The following is a 17,432-nucleotide window of genomic DNA, read 5'->3' as shown; positions in this document are numbered from 1 at the left end:
AAGCTGCGCGGTAACCCTGCCGTCACAAAGCCTTTTGCTATGCTTAGGCATAATCGCAACCTTTTATGCCGGAAGGTGATAATGAGCCTGGACACCTCTCCCGTGCCCGCGCTCTCCGGACAACAACGGCGCTGCCATCTGCTGCTGATGCTGTACACGCCGGAGCCCGAGTTACAGCTGGAGACCCTAAGCCGAATCAACGGCGTTGCCCCCCCGATAACCCGGCAAGATATAGCCGAGGTGGCCAGTGAAATCCAGCGTTTCCATCACCTGGAGATCGCCGTCGATCCCGACCATGGCTACCACCTGCGGGGCAGCGCGCTCAACCAGCGTCTGTGCCTGATCCATTGGCTGCGGCGGGCACTGCGCTGCAGCCCGCAGTTTGTTGAAGGTGATTTCGCCCCGCGCCTGCGGCACGCGCTGGCGGCCGACGCCGCCCCGGCGTCTGCACTGACAGAGGCGATCGACGCCTGCGAGCCGCTGCTCAACCGCCGCTTCGATGCGCGCGACCGCCAATTCCTGCAGCATTATCTGCTCTACTGCGCCTGGCAAAATCGCCTGCAGCGCCATCCGCATTTCGACGCCGTTCAACGCGACTGGCTGCGGCAAAAGCCGGAGCAACAGGCCGCCGCCTGGCTGCATCAGGCCTGCAACCGGCTGTTTAACCAGCCGCCGCAGGCAGACGAGCGCGATTTTTTGGCGCTGACCTTCACCATGTTGAAAAATCACAGCTACCACAGCAATGACTCGGCGCAAGAGCAGAGATTGATGGCGGCGATCGACAGCATGGTCGAGCGTTTCCAGCAGCTTTCCGGCATGGCCTTCAGCAGCAAGACGGAGCTGGTCAGCCAACTGTTCGCCCACCTGGCGCCGGCGCTGGAGCGCTGCCGTTTCGCCATCGGCATCGACAATATGCTGCTGGAAGAAGTGGTGCGCAAATACCCGCGGCTAATGCGCACCACGCAGGAAGCGTTGAAACCGCTGGAACAGGAATACGGCGTGCATTTTTCCAACGAGGAGGCGGGCCTGATGGCCATCAGCTTCGGCGCCTGGCTGATGCAGGACAACGCGCTGCAGGAAAAACAGGTGCTGCTGCTGACGCTGGATAACCCGCAGTTGGAAGAGGAAGTGGAATACCAGATCCGCGAGCTCACGCTGCTGCCGCTGAACATCAAGTACCTGCCGCTGAGCGACTATCTGCGCGGCGGGGCGCCGCAGGGCGTCATGCTGGTGATCACCCCTTATGCGGCGGTGCACAGCGATCCGCACCCGCCGCTGATCTATACCGAATTGCCGCTAGAAACTCGGCAGCGCCAGGCCATCCGCGCGCTGCTGGAAGCGCCTTAATCAGCGGCTGACGCTGACCGCCGGCGGCCGGATGAACAAGGCCGGCACCGCGACCGCCGCCATCACCCAGAATACCCCGCCCTGCCAATGTTCGAACAGGAACCCGGCAATGACCGTCATGACGGCGATACCGCCGCCCATCGCCAGCGCCGAATACACCGCCTGCAGCCGGATCACCTCTTGCCCCTGGCGCGCGGCGATAAAGCGCATCGCCGCCAGATGGCAGACGGTGAAGGTGCCGCAATGCAGGATCTGGATCAGCAGCAGCCAGCCCAACTCGGTGCTGTAGGCCATCAGGCTCCAGCGCAACACGCCGCAGCAGGCGGAGAGCAACAGCAGGTTGCGCGCATTCCAGCGGCGGAACAGCACGTTGCTGCTGGCGAAAATAATCACCTCCGCCACCACGCCCAGCGACCACAGATAGCCGATGGTCGAGGCCGAATAGCCCGCCTCCTGCCAGTAAATGGAGCCGAAGCTGTAGTAGCCGGCGTGCGCCCCCTGCAGCAGCGTGACGCACAGCAGGAAGCGCCAGACCGGCCCTTCTTTCAGCAGTGCCCACAGCGAACGTTCGGTATCGCTGTGGGTGCGTGCTTCGCCCTGCGGCATGACGCTCGGCTTCAGCAACATGCCCAGCAGCATCGCCAGCACGCTGAAGATCAGGCTGTAGAGAATGGCGTTATGGCCCCACACCGCCACCAGCTGCCCGGTCAGCGCCGAGCCGATGACGAACGCCAGCGAGCCCCACAGCCTTACCCGGCCGTAGTCCATACGGATCTGCTTTTGCCAGGTGCCGGCCAGCGCGTCGGTCAGCGGCACCAGCGGCGAGAAGAACAGGTTGAACCCCGCTATCACCAGCATCAGCCAGCCCCAACCGTTGCCGAAACAGAAGCCAACCGCGAAAGCCAGTGTCAGCAGCGCCAGCAGGCGCAGGGCGGAGACTAAATGAGAGGGATCTTTAACGCGGGGTGCAATCAGTAAACTGCCGAGGAAGCGGGCCACCAAACCGGCGCCGAGCAATATGCCGATGGTTTCCGGCGCGATACCTTCGCCTTTCAGCCACACGCCCCAGAACGGTAAGAAGATGCCATAGGAAAAGAAGTAGGTGAAATAGCTGAGCGCGAGCCAACGCGTGGATTGCAGAACCATGATCCCTCCGGAGTGAGGGCAATACTTTGACAGAGCTCACACCGCCCCGCAATCTTCATTCCGCTTCAATGCGTTAGAGTGCCAGACAGCTCACAGTTTACCGCGAGCGGCCACAAAAAAACCCGCCGCAGCGGGTTTTATCAGGCAAAAGCGGGATTATGCGTAAACCGGCAGGCGGGCGCAGATATCCAGCACTTTCTTCTTGGTGCGTTCGATGGTGGCTTCATCGTTGATGTTGTCCAGCACATCGCAGATCCAACCGGCCAGTTCGCGCACGTCGGCTTCTTTGAAGCCGCGACGGGTCACGGCCGGGGTGCCGATACGCACGCCGGAGGTGACGAACGGGCTCTTCGGATCGTTCGGCACGCTGTTTTTGTTGACGGTGATGTTGGCGCGGCCCAGGGCGGCGTCCGCTTCTTTACCGGTCAGGTTTTTATCGACCAGATCCAGCAGGAACAGGTGGTTATGGGTGCCGCCGGAGACCACTTTGTAGCCGCGCTGCAGGAACACATCCACCATCGCCTTGGCGTTGACCGCCACTTGCTGCTGGTAAACCTTGAACTCAGGCTCCATCGCTTCTTTCAACGCCACCGCCTTGCCGGCGATCACGTGCATCAGCGGGCCGCCCTGGCCGCCTGGGAACACGGCGGAGTTCAGCTTCTTGTACAGCTCTTCGTCGCCGCCCTTCGCCAAGATCAGGCCGCCGCGCGGACCCGCCAGGGTTTTGTGGGTGGTGGTGGTGACGATGTGCGCGTGCGGTACCGGGTTCGGGTACACGCCGGCGGCGATCAGGCCCGCCACGTGCGCCATGTCGACGAACAGGTAAGCGCCGATGCTGTCGGCGATTTCGCGCATTTTGGCCCAGTCAACCACGCCGGAATATGCGGAGAAGCCGCCGATGATCATTTTCGGCTTGTGGGTTTGCGCCTGTTTGGCCAGATCGTCATAGTCGATTTGACCTTTGTCGTCGATGCCATAAGGCACCACGTTATACAGTTTGCCGGACAAGTTAACCGGGGAACCGTGGGTCAGGTGGCCACCGTGCGCCAGGTTCATGCCCAGAATGGTGTCGCCCGGCTGCAGCAGCGCGGTGTACACGGCGAAGTTAGCCTGGGAGCCGGAGTGCGGCTGCACGTTGGCGTAATCGGCGCCGAACAATTCTTTGGCACGATCGATAGCCAGCTGCTCAACGATATCCACGTATTCGCAGCCGCCGTAGTAACGCTTGCCCGGATAGCCTTCAGCGTATTTGTTGGTCAGCTGGGAACCCTGAGCCTGCATCACGCGCGGGCTGGTGTAGTTCTCAGACGCGATCAGCTCGATGTGCTCTTCCTGACGCACCACTTCCTGCTCCATGGCACGCCACAGTTCCGCATCGTAATCGGCAATGTTCATTTCACGCTTTAACATCCGGCATCTCCTGACTTAAATCAGCTAACTAAAAAATCACCAAATAACTACCCGTTTGGGTTCTGGGCCACAGTGTAAACCGTTTCACCCCACCGAAGATAGGTCTTGACAGAGGTTTTTACGCAAACGATTGGCATAAGGTGGCGCAAGGCTTTGATCCGCTAAATACCGTCGTTTATCAACGGACATTTCCTCATGCGAACGATGCGCTTTTTTCATGTTCTGTGAGCACGATCGACGCCCGAAGAACACCGCAACGAAAACAAGGGTATTTACAAGCGACGCGGAACCCAATAAGATGCATTTAAAATACATCATTACAATTATCGTCAAGATCCCAACCCAAGGAGCGCTTCCATGCTGGATAGCCAAACCATCGCCACCGTGAAATCCACCATTCCCCTGCTGGCTGCGACCGGGCCGAAGCTGACCGCCCACTTTTACGATCGCATGTTCGCGCACAACCCAGAATTGAAAGACATTTTCAACATGAGCAACCAGCGCAACGGCGATCAGCGTCAGGCGCTGTTCGACGCCATCTGCGCCTATGCTGCCAACATCGAGAACCTGGCGGCGCTGCTGCCGGCGGTGGAGCGCATCGCGCAGAAGCACACCAGCTTCAATATCCAGCCGGAGCAGTACAACATCGTCGGCGGTCACCTGCTGGCGACCCTGGACGAAATGTTCAGCCCGGGCCAGGAAGTCCTGGACGCCTGGGGCAAGGCCTACGGCGTGCTGGCCAACGTATTTATCCAGCGTGAAGAGCAGATTTATCAGCAGAGCGAAACCGACAACGGCGGCTGGCGCGATCTGCGCGCATTCCGCATCCTGAAGAAACAGCCGCAGAGCGACGTGATCTGCAGTTTCGTGCTGGCGCCGGTGGACGGCGGCCGGGTGGCGGACTTCAAACCGGGGCAATACCTGGCGGTCTACATCAAGCACGACAGCCTGGAGCATCAGGAAATTCGCCAGTACTCGCTGACCACCTCGCCAAACGGCGAGTTCTACCGCATCGCGGTGAAGCGCGAAGATCAGGGGAAAGTCTCCAACTACCTGCACCAGCAGGCGCAGGAAGGCGACGTGATCTACATCGCCCCGCCGCACGGCGACTTCTTCCTCGACGTGGCGCCGACCACGCCGGTGGCGCTGATCTCCGCCGGCGTCGGCCAAACCCCGATGCTCGGCATGCTCAACAGCCTGCACGACAACCAACATCAGGCGCAGGTCCACTGGCTGCACGCGGCGGAAAACGGCAGCGTACACGCCTTTGCCGATGAGGTAGCGGATATTGCCGGGCGTATGCCGAATCTGAGCCGCCATGTGTGGTACCGCGAGCCGGGTGCCGATGACGTGGAAGGCCGCGACTACCACAGCCGCGGATTGATGGATTTGAGCGCGCTGCAAGGCAGCCTGGCCGATCCGCAGATGCACTATTACTTCTGCGGCCCGGTGGCCTTCATGCAGTTCGTGGGCAAACAGCTGCTGGAGATGGGCGTAGAGGCCGAACGCATTCACTACGAATGCTTCGGCCCGCATAAGGTGCTGTAATGCTTGCGGAGCGCGGCCGTCAGACCGCGCTCCCTCTTTATTTCGCCTGCAGTTGGCGCGCGTCCTGCACCTGCTGCACCGTCACCGGCGCCGCCTGGTTGCCCCAGCTTCCCCGCAGGTAGCTCATCAGATCGGCCGCCTGCCGATCGTTCAACGCCCAGCCATAAGCCGGCATGTCAAACGCCATCGCCTGCTGCGTGATCGGCGTATGCGCCCCCTCCAGCACCACCCGCAGCGCGGTCAGCGGATTGTCCGCCGTTACCGTGGCATTGCCCGCCAGCGCCGGAATGGCGAAGTCAGTGCCCTCCCCCTTATTGCCGTGGCAGGTCGAGCAGTACATCGCATAGGTCGCCTTGCCGCCCGGGTTATCCACCTGCGAGGCTGGCGCAGCGGCTTTGGCGGCGGTTTCCGGCGCCAGACTGCGCAGGTACACCGCGATGGCGTTCAGATCGCCGTCGCTGAGATACTGCGTGCTGTGGGTCACCACCTCGCTCATCGGCCCGGCGACTGCCGCATGGCGGCTGCGGCCGGTTTTCAGCAGCGCCGTCACCTCTTCCGGCGGCAGGCCGCGCAGATTGGAGGCGTACCAGCCGTCCAGCTCGGCGCCGCTCAGGAATACCGATTCCTTACCGTCCAGGCCCTTCTCCTGCATCGCCCAGCCGCGCGGCGTATGGCAGCTGCCGCAATGGCCCGCGCCCTGCACCAGATAGGCGCCGCGGTTCCACTCGGCACTTTGCTGCGGATCTGCCTGATACGGCTGGTCGTCGTGGAACAGCGAGTTCCACACCGCCAGCGGCCAGCGCATCGACAGCGGCCAGCTGATGTCGCTGTCCCGGTTGGCGACGTTCTGCGCCGGCACCTCATTCATCAGGTAGTCATACAGCGCGCGCATGTCTTCCGCGCTCATTTTGGCGTAGGAGGTGTACGGCATCGCCGGGTAGAGCCGGTGGCCGTCTTTGGCTACCCCCTGGCGCATGGCGCGATCGAACTCCTCGAACGAATAGGCGCCGATGCCGTGCAGCTTGTCCGGCGTGATGTTGGTGGCGTAGATAGCCCCGAGCGGCGTCGGAAACTTCATGCCGCCCGCCAGTTCAGCGCCGCCCGGCGCGGTGTGGCAGGCGGTGCAGTCGCCGGCTTTGGCGACGTATTCCCCGGCCGACATCGCCTGGGCCGAGCCGCCGGCCGCCAGCAGGCTCAACAGGTACAGCGAACGCAGACTCATGCTCCCTCCTTGGCGGCAACCTTGCCGTAGGCCAGTTCGTTCACCGCGCGCCACGCCTGATCGATCGCCGAGTTGGCGTACGGGCTCCAGTCGGCATCGGAGTTGGCGATAACGATCTTGCCGATCGGCTGCCGCGCCGTTTCGATGATTTTCTTGGCTTCGTCTTCGTCGTCGAACAGTCCGTTGAGGAAGTAGGAGTAACCGTGCGACCAGCGGTTGACGGTGATCGCCTGAATGTCGCGCTGATGGTCGAAACCGGCCGCGCCCAGCATGCCCTGCAGCTGCTCGCGGATCATCTGCTCGTGCACCTCGAACGGCGTGCCCAGCAGCAGCGCGCGCCCTTTGCGCGACTGCTCGCGCGGGCTGAGGCCGCTGCCCGGCAGCGTCGGCACGTAGACCATGTGCAGGCCGATTGGCCGATCCGGATCGCGCGGGTGCTGGTATCCACCCATGCTCACCGGGTAGTCCAGCTTCACGCGGCTGTACGGTGCGGCCGGCGAATAAATTTCGTGCACGCCCAGCTTGATGAACGGCTGCCAGTTGCGGATCACCACCTTGCTGTACACCAGCGGCGCCTTGACGTTCTGCTTCAGCGCCTCCTGCTGCTCGTGCGACATCTCCGGCACCAGGTACGGGATCATCATGTTGTAGCCGGCCATCACTACCTGCCCGGCGCGCACCTTGGTCATCTTCTCGCCGGTCATATAGGTGACTTCCACCTTGTCGCCAACGTTGGCCGCGTGCAGCCCGGTGCTGTTCAAACGCAGCTTCACCGGCGACTCCGGCCGATCGAGCTGGCTGTAGTCGAATTTGGCCAGCACCACGTCATTCATGTCTTTGCCGGCCGGCGCCACCGCCGGGATCAGCTTGCGCACCATCAGGCGCGTCAGCGTGGCATTGCCGTCCGGGAAGTGGAACACGTAAGGATCGTCGAGATCCGCCTGCGACTCTTCGTCCAGCGGCGGCAGATTCATGCCGCCGAGGCCCGGCAGATCGCAGATGCGCGCATCGCTGCACGACGTGCCGTCGATGCCCACCGCCTGGAAGTCGTTGGTGGTCTGTTGGAAATAACGGATCGCCAGCTCGCTCAGGCCCACTTTTTCACGCAGGAACTGGGTGTAGCTGTGGGTATCGAGCCACTCGACCTTCTGCTCCAGCGTCATCTCCGGCAGATAATCTTTCTCCACCGTATGCAGTGCGATCAGCGCCTGGCGATCGCTTTCCGGCAGCGGGAAATCGCCGATGAACGCTTCATACGAACGGCCGTTGAGGCGATCGCGCGGAATGTCGTCCGCCACTGTGCGGCCCGGATCGCCGCTCACCACCTTGTCGACGCCGAAGTTCTTGCGATCGAAGTAAACCCCGCGGCTCAGGTTAAGATCCGGGTAGAAGATGGTGTCAAACGCCTGCTCCAGTTGGTCGATATCGACGCCGAGCTTGTGCAGCAGCCCCATCGCCACCGGGCTGAAGTTGGAGCGCGGCGACTGCAGCGATTCGCTGCCGCCGTAGCCGAGCAGCATGCCGTCGTCGGTGTTGAATTCGTTGCGCTTGGCGTGGCCGCCGAAGTCGTCATGGTTGTCGATCAGCAGAATGCGCTGCTGCTCGCCTTTCAGCTGCTGCCAGAAACAGGCGGCCGCCAACCCGCTGATGCCGGCACCGACCACCACCAGATCGAACTCTTCAACGGCGGGTACGCTGCCGAAATCAAAGGTTTTGCCGTCGCGCCCCAGTTGATGCGCATGCTCGAACGAGCCCGGATGGTTACCCCGCAGCCCGGTCAGCGCCGGCGGGTAGTACAGGGTTTGATTGGCAGTTTGCGGCGACGCGCGCAAGATTTGCAGCGGCGTCAACCCGGCGGCGATGGTGATCGCCACCCCGTTGAGAAAATCGCGTCGGGTAATACCCATATAGGCTTCCTTTCAATTTTTATTATCATCGGCCGGCCGGGGCCGGCCCGAAGGCCGCGCTATTGTGCGGATAATTATTGTAAAATCAATGTTTGAACATCACATGACGAATGGCGGTGTAATCCTCCAGCCCGTACATCGACATATCCTTGCCGTAGCCGGACAGTTTCTGGCCGCCGTGCGGCATTTCGCTCACCAGCATGAAGTGGGTGTTCACCCAGGTGCAGCCGTATTGCAGGCGAGCGCTTAAGCGATGCGCGCGGCCCACGTCGCGGGTCCACACGGATGACGCCAGCCCGTAGTTGGATTCATTCGCCCAGGCCAGCACCTGCTCTTCGTCGTCAAACGGCGTCACCGTCACCACCGGGCCGAACACTTCGCGCTGCACGATCTCATCGTCCTGGCGCGCGCCGGCCAACAGCGTCGGCTGGAAATAGTAACCCGGCCCTTTCACCTTCTCGCCGCCGGTCACCACCTGCACGTGCGGCAACGCTTTGGCGCGCTCGACAAAACCGGCGACCCGCTCCAGATGCTGGGCGGTAATCAACGGCCCCAGTTCGGTGCTCTCGTCGTCCGGCGCACCGATCTTCAGGCTGGCCACCGCCTCGCCCAGCCGCTTTACCAGCTCGGGATAAATGCTTTTCTGCGCGTAGATGCGGCAGGCGGCGGTGCAATCCTGCCCGGCGTTGTAGAAACCGAAGCCGCGAATGCCGTCCACCACCTGCTGCAGATCGGCGTCGTCGAACACCAGCACCGGCGCCTTGCCGCCCAGCTCCATATGGGTACGCTTAATGCCGGCGGCGGTGTGGGCGATGATGTGCTCGCCGGTGGCGATCGAGCCGGTCAGCGACACCATTCGCACCTTGTCATGCCCGGTCAGCCGATCGCCGACGCCGGCGCCGCGGCCGAACAGCACGTTGAGCACGCCCGGCGGGAACAGCCCGGCGGCCAGTTCGGCCAGTTTGAAAGTGGTCAGCGGCGTTTGCTCCGAGGGCTTAATCACCACGCAGTTGCCCGCCGCCAACGCCGGCGCCAGTTTCCAGGCCGCCATCATCAGCGGGTAGTTCCACGGCGCGATCGAGGCCACCACCCCGAGCGGATCGCGACGGATCATCGAGGTATGCCCGGCCAGATACTCGCCGGCCGCCATGCCGGTCAGGCAGCGGCTGGCTCCGGCGAAGAAGCGAAACACGTCGGCCACCGCCGGCAGCTCGTCGTTCAACACGCAGTGATAAGGCTTGCCGCAGTTGAGCGACTCCAGCTTGGCGAAGGTCTCGGCATGCTCATCGATCAGATCCGCCAGCTTGAGCAGATGCTCGGCGCGCTCCTTCGGCGTGGTCTGCCCCCAGGCGGTGAACGCGGCATCCGCCGCCAGCACCGCGCGATCGACCTGCTCCGGGCTGGCCTCCGCCACCTGCGCAATCACTTCGCCGGTCGCCGGGTTATACACCGGCTGGGTCGCGCCCTGGCCGTTCACCAGTTGGCCGTCAATCAACAGTTGGCTTTGCATAGGGTTATCCTTTTATCAGAGGTCGGGTAAGGAAATTATTTGCCGCTGCCGGCGACGCTTTCTCCACCTTTGGTCAGGTAGTAAGCGCCGAGGATCGGCAGCATGGTCAACAGCATCACCGACAGCGCCACCACGTTGGTGATCGGCACGTCGCGTGGGCGACCGAGCTGGTTCAGCAGCCACAGCGGCAGCGTGCGCTCGTGGCCGGCGGTAAAGGTGGTCACGATGATTTCATCGAACGACAGCGCGAACGCCAGCATGCCCCCGGCCAGCAGCGCCGAGCCGAGGTTCGGCAGGATCACGTAACGGAAGGTTTGCCAGCCGTCGGCGCCGAGATCCATCGACGCTTCGATCAGGCTGTACGAGGTTCGGCGGAACCGGGCGATAACGTTGTTGAACACGATCACCACGCAGAACGTCGCATGGCCGACGACGATAGTCAGGATGCCCGGTTCGATGTTCAGCGCCTTGAACGCCGCCAGCAGCGCCAGACCGGTGACGATCCCCGGCAGCGCGATCGGCAGCAGCAGCAGCAGCGAAATGCTGTCCTTGCCGAAGAAATCGCGCCGATACAGCGCCGCCGCCGCCAGCGTGCCGAGCACCAGCGCAATGGCGGTCGCCAGACAGGCGATCTGCGCCGACAGCAGCACCGCATCGATGATGTCCTGCCGCCCGGCGGCAACGTTGAACCAGTGCAGCGTGAAGCCCTTCGGCGGGAAGCTGAAGGCCGCATCCTCGGTGTTGAAGGCGTAGATGGCGATGATCGCCAACGGGAAATGCAGGAAGACAAGTCCGCCCCAGGCGGCCAGCTTCAGCCCTAAGGGCGCGCGTTCAGAGTGCATCGAAAGCCCCCAGACGTTTGACAATAGAAAGGTAGATGGCGATCAGGACGATCGGCACCAGCGTAAAGGCCGCGGCCATCGGCATATTGCCGATCGCACCCTGCTGGGCGTACACCATGCTGCCGATGAAATAGCCCGGCGGCCCCACCAGCTGCGGCACGATAAAGTCGCCCAGCGTCAGCGAGAAGGTGAAGATCGATCCGGCGGCGATGCCCGGCACCGCCAGCGGCAAAATGACGTGGCGGAAGGTCTGCGCCGGTCGCGCGCCCAGATCCGCCGAGGCATGCAGCAGCGAGGGCGGCAGGCGCTCCAGCGCCGCCTGGATCGGCAGGATCATGAACGGCAGCCAGATATAGACGAACACCAGAAAACGCCCCAGCCCCGAGGTCGACAGCGTGTTGCCGCCGACGCCGGGCACCGTCAGCAGCGAAGCCAACAGCGGTTCCAGCCCCAGGTGCTGCAGGAACCACTGCGCCACGCCGTCTTTCGCCAGCAGCAGGGTCCAGGCATAGGCTTTAACGATATAGCTGGCCCACATCGGCATCATCACCGCGATATAAAAGAACGCCTTGACGCGGCCGCTGGTGTAACGCGCCATGTAATAGGCGATCGGGAACGCCAGCGCCGCGCTGGCCAGCGACACCAGCACCGCCATGGTCAGCGTGCGCAGGATGATGTCGTAGTTGGCCGGGTTGAACAGCGCCGCGAGGTTGGCGAAGGTCAGATCCGGCGTCACCGCCATGGTGAAGTCGTCGAAGGTGTAAAAACCTTGCCACAGCAGCGTCAGCAGCGAACCGAGGTACACCGCGCCGAACCACAGCAGCGGCGGCACCAGCAGCAAAAGCAGATACAGCGTCGGCCGGCGATAAAGCCAGGTCGACAGCGCGCGCACGGTACCGCCGCGCGCCGAGGGGGAATCGATGCTCATGTCCATCTCACCTCTCCTCCAGCAGCGGCACCATCGCCGTGCGCGGCCAGCAGGCGACGATCGGCTGGCCGATCTGCCGCTGTTGCCCTGCGGCGATCCACTGCGGATTAGCCTGGCTGACCAGCAGCTTTTCGCCGCCGCTCAGCGCGATTTCATACCGCGTGGCCGCACCCTGGTAATGGATTTCCTGCAGCGTGCCCTGCACCTGGATCTCGTCCTGCGCCGGGCCGCCTTGCTCCAGCAGGCGAATATGCTCCGGCCGGATCGAGAAGGTTCGGCTTTCGCCGAGCAGGCGCTGCGCCAGTTCGCTACGCACCACGTTGGAGGTGCCGACGAACTCGGCGACGAACGGCGTCTTCGGCCGCATGTAAAGCTCGCGCGGCGTATCCACCTGTTCGATGCGGCCGTTATTGAACACCGCCACCCGATCGGACATCGACAGCGCTTCGCTTTGATCGTGGGTGACGAAGATAAAGGTGATGCCCAACTGGCGCTGCAGCTTCTTCAGCTCACCCTGCATCTGCTCGCGCAGCTTGAGATCCAGCGCGCCGAGCGGTTCGTCCAGCAGCAGCACCCGCGGCCGATTGACCAGCGCGCGCGCCAACGCCACGCGCTGCCGCTGGCCACCCGACAGGTGCGCCGGCTTGCGTTCGGCGACGAAACCGAGCGCCACGCTCTCCAGCGCCTCTTGCGCCCGCGCCAGCCGCTCGCGTTTGGCGACGCCCTTCACCATCAGGCCGTAGGCGACGTTTTCCAGCACCGACATGTGCGGGAACAGCGCGTAATCCTGAAACACGGTGTTCACGTCGCGCTGATACGGCGGCAGGTTGGCGGCTTCCTGGCCATGGATGCGAATCGAGCCGGAAGTGAGCTGTTCAAAGCCGGCGATCAGGCGCAGGCAGGTGGTTTTGCCCGAGCCGGACGGCCCGAGCATGGAGAAGAATTCCCCGTCCTGAATGTCGATGGATACCCGATCCACGGCGCGAACATCGCCGAAAGTCCGCGAAACATCGATGAATTGCACGGCAATGGTCATTTTCTGTGCTCCATACTGATGTAATTCGGGCGCAGCGGGCTGCGCCCCGCGGCTTAGCGGCCGCCCATGATGGCGATGTAATCCTGGGTCCAGCGGCTGTACGGCACGAACTTGCCACCCTGCGCCTGCGGCGTTTTCCAGAAGGCGATTTTGTCGAACTGGTTGAAGCCGTTGGTTTCGCAGCCCTTCTCACCCAGCAGTGCGCTGGCCTTGCAGCCCGCCGGTGAAGCCGGCACCGACCCGAACCAGGCCGCCACGTCGCCCTGCACCTTCGGCTCCAGCGACCAGTTCATCCACTGGTAGGCGCAGCTCGGGTGCTTGGCGTCAGCATGCAGCATGGTGGTGTCTGCCCAGCCGGTCACGCCCTCTTTCGGGAATACGGTGGCGATCGGCTGCCCCTCGCCCTTCAGGGCGTTGGCCTGATACGGCCAGGCGCTGGAGGCCACCACACCTTCGTTTTTAAAGTCGCTCATCTGCACCGAGGTGTCGTGCCAGTAGCGGTGGATCAGCGCGTGCTGGCTGCGCAGCAGCTTCAGCGCCGCCTGATACTGCTCTTCGTTGAGCTGATAAGGATCGCTGATGCCGAGCTGCGGCTGGGTGGCCTTCAGGAACAGCGCCGCGTCGGCGATGTAGATCGGGCCGTCGTAAGCCTGCACCCGCCCTTGGTTGCTCTTGCCGTCCGGCAGGTTCTGCTGCTGGAAGATCACCGCCCAGCTGTCCGGCGGCGTCGGGAAGGTTTTGGTATTGTACATCAGCAGGTTCGGCCCCCACTGGTACGGCGTGCCGTAGGTTTTGCCGTCCACGGTGTACCAGGCGCCGTTCAGCAGGCGCGGATCGATGTTCTTCCAGTTCGGGATCAGCGCGGTGTTGATCGGTTGCACCCGCTTGCCGAAGATCAGGCGCAGCGAGGCGTCGCCGGAGGCGGTCACCAGATCGTAGCCGCCCTTGGCCATCAGGCTGACCATTTCATCGGAGGTGGCGGCGGTCTTCACGTTCACCGCGCAGCCGGTTTGCTTTTCAAACTGGGTGACCCAGTCGTAGTTTTTGTCGGACTGGCCGCGTTCGATGTAGCCGGGCCAGGCGATGATATCCAGCCGGCCTTCGCCTTTGCCCAGCGACTGCGGCAGATCGGCCGCCTGGGCCAGGCCGCACAGCACGGTGAGACAGAGCGCGGAGACGGTGGTGGTGACTGCGGTAGTTTTTCTCATCGTAATTACCCCTGTGTTGCGTATCTGTGTGCGGCAGGGAACGGCTGCCGCCTGATTTTGCTTTATAGAACCGCTAGAAGCTGGCTTTGAACTTCGCCATTACGTGCCTGACAACGCTGTAATCCTGCAGCGAATCGCTGGACAGATCCTTGCCGTAGCCGGAGCGTTTCAGGCCGCCGTGCGGCATCTCGCTCGCCAATGTGAAATGGGTGTTGATCCAGGTGCTGCCGTACTGCAGATGGGCGGCAATGTGCAGCGCCCGATCGATATTTTGCGTCCACACCGACGAAGCCAGCCCGTATTCCGAGTCGTTGGCCCACTCGACCGCCTGCTCCAGATGCTCGAAGCGCGTGACGCTGACCACCGGGCCAAACACCTCGCGCTGCACGATTTCGTCGCTTTGCAGGCAGCCCGCCAGCAGGGTCGGCTGGTAGTAGAACCCCGGCCCGGAGTGGGCCGCGGCGCCGGTGATCAATTCGATATGCGGTTGGCTGAGCGCGCGCTCGACGAAGCTGGCGACGCGATCGCGCTGGCGGCTACTTATCAACGGGCCGATCTCGTTGTCCTGATCGCGCTTGCGGGCGAAGCGCAGGCTGGCGACCGCCTCGCCCAGCGCGTCCACCAGTTTGGGATAGATGCCCGCCTGCGCGTAGATGCGGCAGGCGGCGGTGCAGTCCTGGCCGGCGTTGTAATAGCCGTAGGTACGAATGCCGTTGACCACCTCGTCGAGATCGGCGTCGTCGCAGACGATCACCGGCGCCTTGCCCCCCAGTTCCAGGTGGGTGCGCTTGACGCTTTTGGCCGCTGCCTGAAGAATTTTTTGCCCAGTGACGATATCGCCGGTGACCGACACCAGCCGCACCTGCGGGTGCCCCACCAGCTGGCTGCCGACCCCCTCCCCGCCGCCGTAGACGATATTCAGCACGCCCGGCGGCAGGATCTCCTGCAGCGCCGGCACCAGCGCCAAAATGGTCAGCGGCGTATGTTCGGACGGTTTGAACACCACGGTATTGCCCGCCGCCAGCGCCGGCGCGATTTTCCACGCCGCCATCATCAGCGGATAGTTCCAGGGGGCGATCGAGGCCACCACGCCAATGGGATCGCGGCGGATCATCGAGGTGTGGCCGGGCACATACTCGCCGGCCAGCTGCCCTTGCTGCGTGCGCACCGCGCCGGCGAAGAAGCGGAACACGTCAACCGCCGCCGGCAGATCGTCATTGAGCGCCTGATGCAGCGGTTTACCGCAGTTGAGGGCTTCCAGCTGCGCCAGCTGCGGCGCCTGCCGCTCGATGGCGTCGGCGATGCGCAGCAACAGAGCGGCGCGCTGGGCCGGCGTGGTGCGCGACCAGTGGCCGAACGCCTGCTGCGCGGCTTTCACCGCGCCGCCGACCTGCGCCGAAGAGGCTTCGGTCAGGGCGATCAGCGTCTCGCCGTTAGCCGGATTGACGATGCATTCCTGCTGGCCTTCGCCGTCGATAAGCTGACCGTTAATGAACTGCTGACAGGACAAACCCGAGAGAAACTGCACATCTGCCATCGCCTGACGCCCCTAAGTGACAAAAACGTTAACCAAATGTGAATAAGTTAGTTTTAATCAGCCTAAGCGAGCCTCTGGCGGGCAACAAATTCTAAATACTGAACGCCGCGTTCGATTAAATCGAATGCTTAAGCCCGGCGGCGTGTTTGCTGCCGTTCTCGCGCGCGATGGTAAGGAACGGCGTCACCAGCTCCGGCCGTGCGCTGCCGCGCCGCCACGCCAACCCGATGTCCAGCGGCTCCAGCAGATCGTCCAGCTTGCGCGCCTCGATCATGTTGCCCTCCAGCGACCAGGCGCGGTACGCCATGTCCGGCTGGATAGACACCCCCATCCCCGCCGCCACCAGGCTGCGCACCGCCTCAGTCGAGGCGGTCTTCATGGCGATCTCCGGCTTCAGCCCGGCGCGCGACCAGATGCGCCGCGCATGCACGTCCATTTCATCGGCGTTGAGCTGGATCAGCGGCTGTTTGGCCACGTCCGCCAGGCTGATGCTCTCGTGCTCCAGCAGCGGGTGCAGCGGCGGCAGCCACAGGCGATACGGCGAGTGCATCAGCACCTCGGTCTGCAGCGCGTCGCGGTCTTCGATGTTCGACAGGATCAGCACGCCGATGTCGATCTCGCCGCTGACCAGCAGATGCTCGATATACGGGCGCTCGTCTTCAACCACCTGCACGGTGACGTTGGGATAGGCCGATTTAAAGCGCGTGAGCAACTCCACCAGGAAGTAGCCGGCTACCAGGCTGGTGACGCCGACGGTCAGCTTGCCGGTCAGGCTTTCGGTGCCGATCTGCAGGCTGCGCTTGGCGTTGTCCACCGTCGCCAGGATCAGATACGACTGGCGCAGGAACTGATGCCCCTGATGGGTCAGCGTCATGCCCTTGGCGTGGCGATCGAACAGCCGCACGCCGATCTCGGTTTCCAACTGCTGGATCGCCAGCGTCAGCGAAGACTGGGAGACAAACACCGCCTGGGCGCCGGCGGAGATCGACCCGGTTTCCGCCACCGCGATGAAGTGGCGGATTTGGCGTAACGTCATCATCCCCATCGCCTTTCAAGCCGCTGCGTTGTTGTCTGCGTGCTATTACGTGGCCCATCCGTAGGCCACGCCCTAACGGGCCGCTGCGAGCAGCGTTCAAATCTGCTCCCGGCAGATTTGTCCCCCCAGTCACTTACTTGAGTAAGCTCCTGGGGATGCACGCCCTTGCCGCCTAGCCGCAACTTGAAATTCATTGGGGATCACCTCAATCAAGATAGTTAGATTGATTGTAGATCCCGCGAGAAAAGCGATCGGGAAAAGTATCAAAAACGCGATAGCGTTCGCTTTTTTAGAATGCTGACAGGCAAAAAGGGGGAAACGGCGAGGCGAAGAAGCATGATGCGCGGGGGACAGAAATGACAAGGGCGCAGCACGCTGCGCCCTGATGGCCGATGATCCTGCGGAGGATCAGATCGCTTCTTCGTCCTGCTCACCGGTACGGATGCGCACCACGCGTGCCACGTCGAAGACGAAGATCTTGCCGTCGCCGATCTTGCCGGTCTGCGCGGTCTGCATGATGGTTTCCACGCAGGTGTCAACGATGTCGTCGGCAACCACGATCTCGATCTTCACCTTAGGCAAAAAGTCGACCATGTACTCGGCACCGCGGTATAGCTCGGTGTGGCCCTTCTGGCGGCCGAAGCCTTTCACTTCGGTGACCGTCATGCCGGTGATGCCCACTTCGGCCAGCGCTTCGCGGACGTCATCCAGTTTGAACGGCTTGATAATCGCGTCGATCTTTTTCATCTTCTTTC

General features: G+C 62.8%; 14 protein-coding genes. 2 read left to right on the top strand and 12 right to left on the bottom strand.

Annotated features, from left to right (window positions below):
* The first annotated feature begins 81 nt into the window (after positions 1–81).
* Positions 82–1,347, top strand: coding sequence for a stationary phase inducible protein CsiE (gene csiE, locus FHU12_RS02465; RefSeq protein WP_141967202.1), 1,266 nt, complete (start codon positions 82–84; stop codon positions 1,345–1,347).
* On the opposite strand, the gene FHU12_RS02460 is transcribed toward csiE, so the two are convergent.
* Positions 1,348–2,493 (bottom strand): 3-phenylpropionate MFS transporter, encoded by a 1,146-nt coding sequence (locus FHU12_RS02460; protein WP_141967200.1) that lies wholly within the window; start codon positions 2,491–2,493, stop codon positions 1,348–1,350.
* 156 nt (positions 2,494–2,649) lie between these two features.
* Positions 2,650–3,903 (bottom strand): serine hydroxymethyltransferase, encoded by a 1,254-nt coding sequence (gene glyA, locus FHU12_RS02455; protein WP_025303922.1) that lies wholly within the window; start codon positions 3,901–3,903, stop codon positions 2,650–2,652.
* Between the two features lie 357 nt (positions 3,904–4,260).
* Here glyA and hmpA point away from each other — a divergent pair, with 357 nt between their 5' ends.
* Positions 4,261–5,451, top strand: coding sequence for an NO-inducible flavohemoprotein (gene hmpA, locus FHU12_RS02450; protein WP_141967198.1), 1,191 nt, complete (start codon positions 4,261–4,263; stop codon positions 5,449–5,451).
* Between the two features lie 37 nt (positions 5,452–5,488).
* Here hmpA and FHU12_RS02445 read toward each other — a convergent pair whose 3' ends face one another.
* The 10 genes from FHU12_RS02445 to glnB form a co-directional block, all read right to left on the bottom strand.
* The gene (locus FHU12_RS02445) at positions 5,489–6,673 is read right to left on the bottom strand and encodes a c-type cytochrome (protein WP_141967195.1); all 1,185 of its coding nucleotides are present in this window, start codon (positions 6,671–6,673) and stop codon (positions 5,489–5,491) included.
* On the bottom strand, positions 6,670–8,580 hold the full coding sequence (locus tag FHU12_RS02440) for an NAD(P)-binding protein (protein WP_141967193.1): 1,911 nt from the start codon (positions 8,578–8,580) through the stop codon (positions 6,670–6,672). Before FHU12_RS02440 ends, FHU12_RS02445 begins: the two co-directional genes overlap by 4 nt.
* Positions 8,581–8,665: 85 nt before the next feature.
* Positions 8,666–10,090 (bottom strand): aminobutyraldehyde dehydrogenase, encoded by a 1,425-nt coding sequence (gene patD / locus FHU12_RS02435; RefSeq protein WP_141967190.1) that lies wholly within the window; start codon positions 10,088–10,090, stop codon positions 8,666–8,668.
* Between the two features lie 35 nt (positions 10,091–10,125).
* On the bottom strand, positions 10,126–10,932 hold the full coding sequence (locus FHU12_RS02430) for an ABC transporter permease (RefSeq protein ID WP_016929774.1): 807 nt from the start codon (positions 10,930–10,932) through the stop codon (positions 10,126–10,128).
* On the bottom strand, positions 10,922–11,866 hold the full coding sequence (locus tag FHU12_RS02425; RefSeq protein WP_033644105.1) for an ABC transporter permease: 945 nt from the start codon (positions 11,864–11,866) through the stop codon (positions 10,922–10,924). Before FHU12_RS02425 ends, FHU12_RS02430 begins: the two co-directional genes overlap by 11 nt.
* A 1-nt stretch (position 11,867) precedes the next feature.
* The gene (locus FHU12_RS02420) at positions 11,868–12,896 is read right to left on the bottom strand and encodes an ABC transporter ATP-binding protein (RefSeq protein ID WP_141967188.1); all 1,029 of its coding nucleotides are present in this window, start codon (positions 12,894–12,896) and stop codon (positions 11,868–11,870) included.
* Between the two features lie 53 nt (positions 12,897–12,949).
* Complete coding sequence (gene ydcS, locus FHU12_RS02415) at positions 12,950–14,104, bottom strand: putative ABC transporter substrate-binding protein YdcS (RefSeq protein WP_033635611.1); 1,155 nt, start codon at positions 14,102–14,104, stop codon at positions 12,950–12,952.
* 73 nt (positions 14,105–14,177) lie between these two features.
* Positions 14,178–15,641 carry a gamma-aminobutyraldehyde dehydrogenase gene (locus FHU12_RS02410; RefSeq protein ID WP_141967186.1) on the bottom strand — a complete coding sequence of 488 codons (1,464 nt, stop codon included), beginning with the start codon at positions 15,639–15,641 and terminating at the stop codon, positions 14,178–14,180.
* 115 nt (positions 15,642–15,756) lie between these two features.
* On the bottom strand, positions 15,757–16,680 hold the full coding sequence (locus FHU12_RS02405; protein WP_038874511.1) for a LysR substrate-binding domain-containing protein: 924 nt from the start codon (positions 16,678–16,680) through the stop codon (positions 15,757–15,759).
* 405 nt (positions 16,681–17,085) lie between these two features.
* Positions 17,086–17,424, bottom strand: a complete 339-nt coding sequence (gene glnB / locus FHU12_RS02400; protein ID WP_004847623.1) for a nitrogen regulatory protein P-II — start codon at positions 17,422–17,424, stop codon at positions 17,086–17,088.
* Positions 17,425–17,432: the final 8 nt, after the last annotated feature.

The sequence above is a fragment of the Serratia marcescens genome (assembly GCF_006715005.1).
Classification (GTDB): Bacteria; Pseudomonadota; Gammaproteobacteria; order Enterobacterales; family Enterobacteriaceae; genus Serratia; species Serratia montpellierensis.
This window is presented reverse-complemented; position numbering and strand designations above follow the sequence as displayed.

What these genes read in the sequence shown, in the direction of transcription:
- glyA (WP_025303922.1), bottom strand. Translation starts at nt 3,903, where the DNA reads ATGTTAAAGCGTGAAATGAACATTGCCGATTACGATGCGGAACTGTGG.
- ydcS (WP_033635611.1), bottom strand. Translation starts at nt 14,104, where the DNA reads ATGAGAAAAACTACCGCAGTCACCACCACCGTCTCCGCGCTCTGTCTC.
- FHU12_RS02430 (WP_016929774.1), bottom strand. Translation starts at nt 10,932, where the DNA reads ATGCACTCTGAACGCGCGCCCTTAGGGCTGAAGCTGGCCGCCTGGGGC.
- patD (WP_141967190.1), bottom strand. Translation starts at nt 10,090, where the DNA reads ATGCAAAGCCAACTGTTGATTGACGGCCAACTGGTGAACGGCCAGGGC.
- FHU12_RS02420 (WP_141967188.1), bottom strand. Translation starts at nt 12,896, where the DNA reads ATGACCATTGCCGTGCAATTCATCGATGTTTCGCGGACTTTCGGCGAT.
- FHU12_RS02445 (WP_141967195.1), bottom strand. Translation starts at nt 6,673, where the DNA reads ATGAGTCTGCGTTCGCTGTACCTGTTGAGCCTGCTGGCGGCCGGCGGC.
- FHU12_RS02410 (WP_141967186.1), bottom strand. Translation starts at nt 15,641, where the DNA reads ATGGCAGATGTGCAGTTTCTCTCGGGTTTGTCCTGTCAGCAGTTCATT.
- glnB (WP_004847623.1), bottom strand. Translation starts at nt 17,424, where the DNA reads ATGAAAAAGATCGACGCGATTATCAAGCCGTTCAAACTGGATGACGTC.
- FHU12_RS02460 (WP_141967200.1), bottom strand. Translation starts at nt 2,493, where the DNA reads ATGGTTCTGCAATCCACGCGTTGGCTCGCGCTCAGCTATTTCACCTAC.
- FHU12_RS02425 (WP_033644105.1), bottom strand. Translation starts at nt 11,866, where the DNA reads ATGGACATGAGCATCGATTCCCCCTCGGCGCGCGGCGGTACCGTGCGC.
- FHU12_RS02405 (WP_038874511.1), bottom strand. Translation starts at nt 16,680, where the DNA reads ATGATGACGTTACGCCAAATCCGCCACTTCATCGCGGTGGCGGAAACC.
- csiE (WP_141967202.1), top strand. Translation starts at nt 82, where the DNA reads ATGAGCCTGGACACCTCTCCCGTGCCCGCGCTCTCCGGACAACAACGG.
- hmpA (WP_141967198.1), top strand. Translation starts at nt 4,261, where the DNA reads ATGCTGGATAGCCAAACCATCGCCACCGTGAAATCCACCATTCCCCTG.
- FHU12_RS02440 (WP_141967193.1), bottom strand. Translation starts at nt 8,580, where the DNA reads ATGGGTATTACCCGACGCGATTTTCTCAACGGGGTGGCGATCACCATC.